The 8,559-nt window shown below is 51.7% G+C and carries 9 protein-coding genes; 1 reads left to right on the forward strand and 8 read right to left on the reverse strand.

The genetic code is table 11. The features are described from left to right. Positions 1 to 68: 68 nt before the first annotated feature. The 8 genes from B2633_RS14460 to B2633_RS14495 form a co-directional block, all read right to left on the reverse strand. Positions 69 to 950 (reverse strand): MBL fold metallo-hydrolase, encoded by an 882-nt coding sequence (locus B2633_RS14460; RefSeq protein ID WP_483171434.1) that lies wholly within the window; start codon positions 948 to 950, stop codon positions 69 to 71. Between the two features lie 58 nt (positions 951 to 1,008). Beyond that, positions 1,009 to 1,548 carry a nitroreductase family protein gene (locus B2633_RS14465; RefSeq protein ID WP_483171435.1) on the reverse strand — a complete coding sequence of 180 codons (540 nt, stop codon included), beginning with the start codon at positions 1,546 to 1,548 and terminating at the stop codon, positions 1,009 to 1,011. 46 nt (positions 1,549 to 1,594) lie between these two features. Continuing rightward, positions 1,595 to 2,410, reverse strand: coding sequence for an inositol monophosphatase family protein (locus tag B2633_RS14470; protein ID WP_483171436.1), 816 nt, complete (start codon positions 2,408 to 2,410; stop codon positions 1,595 to 1,597). Positions 2,411 to 2,500: 90 nt separating this feature from the next. Beyond that, positions 2,501 to 2,917 carry a CoA-binding protein gene (locus tag B2633_RS14475; RefSeq protein WP_483171437.1) on the reverse strand — a complete coding sequence of 139 codons (417 nt, stop codon included), beginning with the start codon at positions 2,915 to 2,917 and terminating at the stop codon, positions 2,501 to 2,503. Between the two features lie 67 nt (positions 2,918 to 2,984). Beyond that, positions 2,985 to 3,425: a ferritin-like domain-containing protein gene (locus B2633_RS14480; RefSeq protein WP_483171438.1), complete on the reverse strand. Its 441-nt coding sequence runs from the start codon at positions 3,423 to 3,425 to the stop codon at positions 2,985 to 2,987. A gap of 152 nt (positions 3,426 to 3,577) precedes the next feature. Further along, positions 3,578 to 4,204: a hypothetical protein gene (locus B2633_RS14485; RefSeq protein ID WP_483171439.1), complete on the reverse strand. Its 627-nt coding sequence runs from the start codon at positions 4,202 to 4,204 to the stop codon at positions 3,578 to 3,580. Positions 4,205 to 4,327: 123 nt separating this feature from the next. Next, positions 4,328 to 5,383, reverse strand: a complete 1,056-nt coding sequence (locus B2633_RS14490) for an ADP-ribosylglycohydrolase family protein (RefSeq protein WP_483171440.1) — start codon at positions 5,381 to 5,383, stop codon at positions 4,328 to 4,330. Between the two features lie 182 nt (positions 5,384 to 5,565). Continuing rightward, complete coding sequence (locus B2633_RS14495; protein WP_483171441.1) at positions 5,566 to 7,032, reverse strand: long-chain-fatty-acid--CoA ligase; 1,467 nt, start codon at positions 7,030 to 7,032, stop codon at positions 5,566 to 5,568. A 304-nt stretch (positions 7,033 to 7,336) separates the two neighbouring features. Here B2633_RS14495 and B2633_RS14500 point away from each other — a divergent pair. Continuing rightward, on the forward strand, positions 7,337 to 8,559 hold a 1,223-nt coding region (locus B2633_RS14500; protein WP_483171442.1), incomplete at its 3' end, for a GAF domain-containing protein.

The raw sequence follows: 8,559 nt of genomic DNA on the forward strand, positions 1-8,559 counted from the left end.
CAAAGACTAACGGGCGCCTGGTTTAGCGAGCTAAACCAGGCGCCCGTCTTCGTCAGACCGAATGCAGTTTACAATTTGGATTTGACATTGAGAACCAGAAGCTTCATGGTGCTGTACATGATGTCAGGCGGGTAATATGCCATGCCGCCTTTAAAATAACGCTCAAACACCTTTTTCCCTACTTCGTCATCGTCTTCCCCGGCCTCTAAAGCCGCCTTTATGAAGGCAAAGCCTTCCTCGGCCGCTTTAACAGTCTCTTCCAGGTACTGTTTTACTTCATCGCCCTTAAAAACATCTCCATGAGCCATGGCCAGGATTCTTATCGGCAAGCTCTGAAAACGATTCAGGGTTGCGATATAGCTGTCATAGTCCTGGAAAAAAACCGGGGATATCTCCCCGGGACCGGTTTTGTAGCCGGCAGCGTCTGAGGCGAACATGATCTGTTCGCTTTCCAGGTATATCGCCAGCGAACAGGCACTGTGCCCCGGCGCTTCCAGAATATCCAGCTTGAGGTTGTCCCCCAAAAGCAGATGGTCGCCTTCCCCTACCACCGCATCAACCGCGATGGGCCCACATTCCGCCACCCGGGGCAGCTCGGAGATGAAGCCCGCTTTAAGATAGGACTCGCCCACAAAACGGTCGCTTTTAAAGGCGCTCGCCATGGCCTTCTCTTTGGACAGGATCTTTTGAGCGGTGCTGCTGCCCACCACCAGCGCAGCGGGAAACAACTCTTTGAGAATGGGGATGCCGCAGACATGATCGAAATGGGAGTGCAAGACCACGATGTATTTAATGTCAGGTTTGTCCTCCAGGGCTTCCCACTGCCGGGCAAAAATCTCCGCTCCCGCACTGGTTCCGCACTCGATTAAAGCGGCCTCTTCCCGGCCCACCACATAATAGTTGAAATATCCGTTCCCGAACAACTTGACCTGTTCTGTAAGCTGCTGCATTTTATTTGGCCTCCTTATCGCATATTAAGAATCCGGCGATCTATCTCCGCCGCATGTCTCAGCGGTTAAAAAAGGGCTTTTCAAAGACATTATAATGCACTTTGTGATATGGGAGCTGGCCGTCTTCGATAGGAGCTTTCTGTTCTGCCGGATACCCGATGGCAACGATGGCCAGAACCTGATAGGCATCGGGCAGGTTAACCAATTCTTTCACATAACTTGAAGAAGTCTTGTGATCAATGTGCCATCTCTCCCTGACCTGTATCCAACACGACCCCAGACCCATAGAAGCCGCCTGAAGGTGCAAGAGCAGGGTACAGATGGACGAGTCTTCCACCCAGACATCGCATTTGCCCGGGTCAGCCGCTATAACGATTCCCAGCGGCGCCCCGGCTAAAAACGAAGCGCTGTGTTCCTTGCACAAAGCCAGTTTTTTCAACAGCTCCGGGTCTTCCACCACAATGAATTCCCAGGGACGGCGGGTTCGTGACGACGGAGCCATCAAGGCCGCCTTGACCAGCTCTTCAATCTGCCACGGTTCCAGCTTTTTGTCCTGAAACTTGCGAATGCTGCGTCTTCTTCTCAACAAGTCCAGCATGATGGTTCTCCTCCTCTGAAAATTTCTAATCTATGATCTTTTTATATCAATCCATGGCATCGGCTTGCTCCATCTCAGTGAGGATCCGCTCACAGATGACCGGGTTGCCCGCCACCAGCGAAACCCCGCGCTTGTGAGGCAGGTATGCGACCTTGCCGCCGGCCTCCTCCACCAGCAGGGCGCCGGCAGCCACATCCCAGGCACTGAGGTTCAATTCCCAGTAGCCGTCCAATGCGCCCAGAGCTACATTGCAGAGGTCATAGGCGGCTGAACCCATACGGCGTATGCCCCTTACTCTGGGGGTAAAGTGGGCAAAATAGTTGAGATTGTTATCCAGATGGGTGGCACGGTCGTAAGGAAATCCCGTGGCTAACAGGCATTGTTCCAGCTCGGTCTTCTGCGCCACGGCTATAGGCATTCCATTGAGGAAAGCGCCCTGACCCTGAATTGAGGTGAACATCTGATCCAGAACAGGGACGTACACCACTCCCATAATCGTCTCTCCCCGATACTGCAGGGCTATAGATATTGAGAAAATAGGCAGCCCCTGCGCGTAGTTGGTGGTGCCGTCCAGGGGATCAATCACCCAAAGATACTCGGAAAAACCGATTTGCCGGCCTTGCTCTTCGGATAAAATAGCATGGTGGGGGTAGGCATGGTGTAGGGCGGTTATCAAGCATTGCTCAGAATAGTGATCAACCTCGGTTACCAGGTCAACTACTGAGGATTTTGTTTCCACTCCCAGGTTCCTGCGCCTCAGGTTGGCTTTCTGGATTTCGCCTACCGTCCTGGCCAGGCTGCAGGTTTGATCAAGAATTTGGTCGAGATTTAAAACGTTAATAACTTCGCTGATTGAGGTCACCAGCCAGATTCTCTCCTTCCTGAATACCATCCCTCTGGTGTCGAGTTGCAACAAGCCGTCACTTACAATTTATGCAAGGGCAGTAGTATATCAGAACCAGCGCCGGTGTTCAGCCATAATACAATAATCGGTAAAGACCTCTACGCCCTGCTTTATAGCCTGAGCTTCACCATCTTCACAGTGCAGTCCGGGCTGCAGCCATATTGCCGGAACCTTGAGCCGCAAAGCCTCTTCAAAGATCCCGCTCAATACCTCCTCGCGGCGGAATACAGTGATCAGATCAATGGGTATGGGCACAGATGAAAGATCAGGATAGGAAGCCTCACCCAGCACCGTATCAAGATGGGGATTGACCGGAATGATCCGGTACCCCTGGTTTTGCAGGTATCCGGCTATGCGATGGCTGGGTCGGGTGGAGTCTGCGGAAAGCCCTACGATAGCTATATTCTTGCATCTGCTTAAGATTTCCCGGCGCGGGTTGCCGGCCTGTTTGCCAAATTTAAACATACTGTTCTCCCCCTGGTCTCATTTTACTAGAATGGCATAATATTGCAATCACATCCGGCAGCGGGATCTACGCAAACAGCTTGTGGTATATTTTCTCCAGATGTGCCTTATGACCTTGCTCCATAATAATCAGCCGTTCAAACAGCTGTTTTTCTTCATCCCGTTTGCTGAGCTGTGCCAAAACAGCATAATCTTCAGCGGCCTGGGCTTCCTTTTTGATGGCCAGAAGCAGTGCATCGGCCGGTTTCATCTCCGCGGACAACCTGGGGACCGGTTTATGATCGGTTAGTTTTGAATCGCCCGGGCTCTCAAACAGAGCGGTCAGTCCATTATCAAGCAAAGACTTCAGGGCCGCACGATGCTGCCATTCTTCCTCTGCCAGGCACTTGCAGATTTTGGCCGCCTCCTGATCTATCAGCTGCCGGGACAGGGAAGTGTAATAATCATAAGCTTCCAACTCGCTGGCAATAGCCTGTATGATGATGTTTTGAATTTGTTTGGTAGGCATGGTTATCACCTTTTATCTTAGGATTGCCCTCAGTATACCGAAATCGTTTATTATGGGCAATGCATATCGAACAAATAACATAAAGCCGGGCAATAACCCGGCAAATTTTCTAATAATCATTTGTCCCGACATCGAACCCGTCCGGGCCTCGATCACATCATACCCTGGCCGTGGTCGCGCCCCCCGTCAACGGTGAGCAGCATATTTAAAGCATACTGGTCGGACTCATAGCCGGCGCGCAGTTTGCCGTAATCCCCGATATGAAGATAATAGTCCAGCACATGCTTCATGTATGAGACCATCGTCTGCACGCCTTTGTCCGACAGGTTCAGGATCAGGTACTGCAAAAAAAGCATCACTGCCGCCGGGGCGTAATAGTTCTCTTCGCCTAAAGGCATACTGATGTCGATATCACGGTCAAGTTCATTGGTGCCATAGAACTGCGACCGATAGATGCGCAGCGGAGGTTCGTCGGAATCGACCAGGCGCTGGTTTTTATCCAGTACATTGATGCGGGCTACGAAACCGTCATCCAGCGGGTAGTTGGCCATGGCGCAGAAATAATCATAGATATTGAGCAAGAGGGCGCTGGAGGTGCTGCAGTTTCCAAGCGTAAACAATATTTTGGACAGGAACATGCTGAAGAAGCGAATCACATCGAGTTCCCGGATATCGAAAAGATAGGCGGTGATGCCTACCCAGGCCCGATCGCGGTCAAAAAAGTTAATTTCCAGACGGCACATGGTACCGCCTGATATCTGTTTAAAGGTTCCCCCCATTTTACTCCCACCTTACCAGTCTATATGTTTTATTATACCAGAAAACCCTGCGGCGGATGATAAACGCTGCCGCCGCCAAGCCTAGCTTCAGACTACTGTCGCCTCCGCTGCTTGGGGGAGTCTTTACCAGCCGGGATACTTGACCCGCCAGTCTTCATCATCACGGTAGGCGGTCAGGAGATCCTGCCCTATCGCAGCGATTACCTGACACAATTCCAATTGAGCCAGCCAATCCTGGGGCAAGGCGGTCCGGCCCAGACAAGCCCCCAGGATATTTCCGCAGATGGCCCCGGTGCTGTCGCTGTCGCCATCATGATTAACCGCCATAATCACTCCCTGTTTAAAGTCATGCGGCGATTTGAGGGCGCAGTAAATCGCTATGGCCAGAGCTTCATCGCCCACCCAGCCCTGGCCCAGCTGCTTGTAGCAGGTCACCGCCGGCTGCTCGCTGCGGGCCAGTTTGACCGCCTGTTCTATGCGGGCTGACAGCCTTTCATGCCGGTCATGCCGGCGCAGGACGTCCAGGGAGTGCCGTATTGCTTCTTCCAGCTCTAATCCGGCCATTAGATCGTGTATGATCTGGGCCAGGACCCCGGCGGAAAGAATCCCGTCGATATGCCCGTGGGTCAGAGCCGCGATCTGGCAGGATAGAGCAAAAGGATCAACCCCCAGATCTATCATGCCCACCGGTGCAGCCCGCATCACGGCTCCGCAGCCTTTGCTGTCGTTGAGCGCTTTTTGCAGAGTGCCTATCTCCGACCGCATCAAGGCTGAGGTACAGGTCAAGCCCGGGGAGCGCTGTTTAAAGAGTTCAAATTGCTGGATGAGGAAGCCGTCGTCACTATGGTAACCATAGTCGCTGAAATGCGGGTTATCTTCTCCCTGGGTATGCAGCCAGCGCAGATAGGCATGATGAACAACGGCTGCTATATTGACCTCTGGAGAAGAAGCCTGGGCCGCCCGCGCCCGCAGCAAACCTTCTGCGGTGAACAAGGTCATCTGAGTGTCATCGGTGATTTCGAATAAGCCCGCTTCTCCTTCTTGCGGCCTTTGAATCCCGCTTAAACCATAGCGGTGAAGAATTTGTTGATGATTGATAAACTCCACCGGGGCCCCCAGAGTATCTCCCAGGGCGCCGCCCAACAAACAGCCTGCATAATGATCCTGATCTTTTCTCATATATTCCCCTCCCATCAGCCTCTATCATCTCTTCATTCTATATTTAAACTGTCCCCATTTTATCAAAATTTGCCAGCAATTGCGAACCGGCCTCTGGCTAACAGCTTGATAAGCGGGGGCGGTCCTTTTTGGTCACCAAAGTGACAAAAAGGACCGCCCCAGTTGTGTCAACAGTCCATGAACTACGCTTTCTGGTAGCGTTCGGCGTAAAGTGTACGCAGATCATTCTTGCTGATTTTGCCAGTGGAGTTTTTGGGTATGGACTCCAGGGCTATGACCTCCCGGGGCAGTTTGTAGTTGGCCAGGCGAGGGTTGAGGAAAGACAAAATAGCCCGCCGGTCAAAAGTCTGCCCGTCTTTCATGGCCACAAAGGCGCAGATTGCTTCGCCGCGCATTTTATCGGGGATCCCGATGACTGAGGCTTCGCTGATCCCTGGGTACTGGTAGAGGACTTCTTCCACTTCGCGGGGATATACGTTGAGTCCTCCCACGATAACCACATCCTTCAAGCGATCCACTATAAACACATAACCTTCTTCATCGATATAGGCCATATCCCCGGTATGCAGCCATCCGTCCACAACCGCCCGGGCAGTCGCCCGGGGCATATTATAATAACCTTTCATCACATTGGGACCCTGCACAATCAACTCCCCCACCTCGCCAGCAGGCAGCACATTATGCTTCTCATCCACAATCAGCAGTTCGACTCCGGGGATGGCCGGGCCAATTGAGCCCGCCTTGCTGCGGTTTAACGGGTTTAGCGCACAAACCGGCGAGGCTTCTGACAGGCCATAGCCTTCCACCAGCGCAACTCCTAATTTCTGCTGGAACTGATTCAAAACCTCCACGGGCAGCGGGGCTCCCCCGGAAACAAACACCCGCACGCTGGAAAAATCCTCAGTAGTCCCCAGGGCTAAATAGAAGTTGTGCATGGAGGGGACCCCGCAAACTACCGAAACTGACTGACGCTTAATGGTGGCAATGACGTCTTTGGGAAAGAACACCTCCACAATGGTGATTTTGGCTCCGGCCAGCAGCGGCGCCAGTATGGTGACCGTCCAGGCAAAAGCATGAAACATGGGGAGAACCGAAAGCATATTGTCCTCTTTGGAAACCAATAGGATCTGGTTGGTAGCTTCGGCATTGCTTATAAGATTGCGATGGGTCAAAACCGCTCCTTTGGGAAACCCGGTGGTGCCCGAGGTGTATATGATAACGCATTCACTTTCCTCGGCAATATCATCGATATCAGGGGCTGCGGGCAAGTCAGCCTTGGCCAGCCCGGGGCCGAACTCGGCGATCAAAAGCTGTGTAACCTCATCCCCCAGTTCCAGGGGCTGGCTGGTTACCATACGGATGATGCCGGCATCTTTAACGATATAAGCGATTTCCGGCGCAGCCAGATTGATATTGATAGGCACCACCACCGCCCCCAGACTGGTGAGGGCAAAATAGCAGTAAACAAAATCCGGTGAGTTGCGGCAGAACAGCCCCACATTTTGCTTAGGGCGAATCCCCTGCTGGTAAAAATAATCCCTGAACATCGCAACCCTGTCCTGCACGTCCCCATAAGTTATATGCTGCTCCCGAAAAACAAGAGCAATATCATCCCTGTGCCCCTGATCCTTCAGTTCATGAACTAACATTTTTTCACTCCATTTCAATAAATTCGTCAGTAGAGGTATTCTACCAATGCTTTTATTTATAAGTACAGAATCGAAACGCGTTCCTCCATAACACCTTATGTTATTCGCTGCGCCTCTTCCGATTCCTGCCGGACTCCCATATCTCCATAACGGGAGTAAACTTATCGGTGCACCGCAATTTAGAAGCTACATCCCGCCTGGCACATAATTTGAAAAGATTGTACTTGAGGGGAAGGCCCAGAAACCCGATACTATTTAGTAGAGAGATTAGAAATCCTAAAGGATTCAGCAGGAGTGACTTGTAATGACTGGGCAGGATTTTTATCGGACGGTGGTGCAGAATACACTGTCCGGATATGTTTATTGCCGTTCTATCGCCGGCCCGGATGGTTCTATCGTGGACTTCGTAATATTGGAAGCCAACCAGGCTTTTTTGGAATTGTTTGGCCTGGAAGGCAAAGATGTGAAGGGCAAGCCTTTTTCACAGGTCTTTACGGGGATACAGCGCGAGCAAGCCTATCTGGCCAATGTCTTACAGCGGGTAAGCCCCTCCAGGCCCTTGCGCCTGAGGACTTATTTCAAATCGCAGCGGCGCGTCTACCGCTTGCACATCTATTCACCGCAGGCGGAGCATTTTGTGATACATATACTCCATGCCTCGCAACTTAGCCATGACCGCAAAATGGAACGCTATCTGAAACGGCGGCTCTCTAACGAAGAACTGCTTTTTAATACTGCCATGCTGGCTATGCAGGATATGGGCATGGATCAGTTCTATCTGCGCTGCCTGGAGATGATCGGTGAAAAGCTCGGCTTAAGCCGGGTATATGTTTTTGAATATCATGCCGAAAGCAATACTATCGACAATACTTATGAATGGGTGGCTCCCGGTATTTCTCCACAGAAAGAGCATCTGCAGGGAATCAAAACTCAGGATATCCCCTGGTGGCATCAAACCCTCTTGGAGAGGAAAAATATCCAGTTCAGCGATGTTGAGGATATCCCCGAAGAGGCGGCAAAAGCCCTTTTAAGGCCCCAGGAGGTCAAGTCCCTTCTGGCCATGCCGCTGTTTATCGACTCCGCCTATTATGGCTTTGCAGGCTTTGACCATTGCCACTCCTACCGCGATTGGCATCCTGAAGACGTTCGCATCCTGAGCTCAGTATGCAATATCTTTTCAGATTATATGAAACACAAGCAAACCGAAGCGGCTTTGCATCTGGAGCGCGCCCAACTGCTGTCCCTGTTTGACGGTATTCAAGAGCCTATTTACGTGGCTGACATGGAAAACTACTCCATCATCTATGGCAACCTGGCCTTGCAGAGGGTTTACAATCAAAGCCTGGTGGGCAAGATCTGTTATCGAGTCTTGATGAACCGCGACCAGCCCTGCGAATTTTGCACCAACCCCACCCTTAAGGCCATGGCCTATGAACCATATGTATGGGAATTTCGCAACCCGGTTTTAAATCGTTATTACCGGGTGGTGGACCGCATGATCACCTGGCCTGATGGGCGCGATGTGCG

It is taken from the genome of Syntrophomonas sp. UBA1041, from assembly GCF_002316705.1.
Classification (GTDB): domain Bacteria; phylum Bacillota; class Syntrophomonadia; order Syntrophomonadales; family Syntrophomonadaceae; genus DTU019.

What these genes read in the sequence shown, in the direction of transcription:
- B2633_RS14495 (WP_483171441.1), bottom strand. Translation starts at nt 7,032, where the DNA reads ATGTTAGTTCATGAACTGAAGGATCAGGGGCACAGGGATGATATTGCT.
- B2633_RS14475 (WP_483171437.1), bottom strand. Translation starts at nt 2,917, where the DNA reads ATGTTTAAATTTGGCAAACAGGCCGGCAACCCGCGCCGGGAAATCTTA.
- B2633_RS14490 (WP_483171440.1), bottom strand. Translation starts at nt 5,383, where the DNA reads ATGAGAAAAGATCAGGATCATTATGCAGGCTGTTTGTTGGGCGGCGCC.
- B2633_RS14465 (WP_483171435.1), bottom strand. Translation starts at nt 1,548, where the DNA reads ATGCTGGACTTGTTGAGAAGAAGACGCAGCATTCGCAAGTTTCAGGAC.
- B2633_RS14480 (WP_483171438.1), bottom strand. Translation starts at nt 3,425, where the DNA reads ATGCCTACCAAACAAATTCAAAACATCATCATACAGGCTATTGCCAGC.
- B2633_RS14485 (WP_483171439.1), bottom strand. Translation starts at nt 4,204, where the DNA reads ATGGGGGGAACCTTTAAACAGATATCAGGCGGTACCATGTGCCGTCTG.
- B2633_RS14460 (WP_483171434.1), bottom strand. Translation starts at nt 950, where the DNA reads ATGCAGCAGCTTACAGAACAGGTCAAGTTGTTCGGGAACGGATATTTC.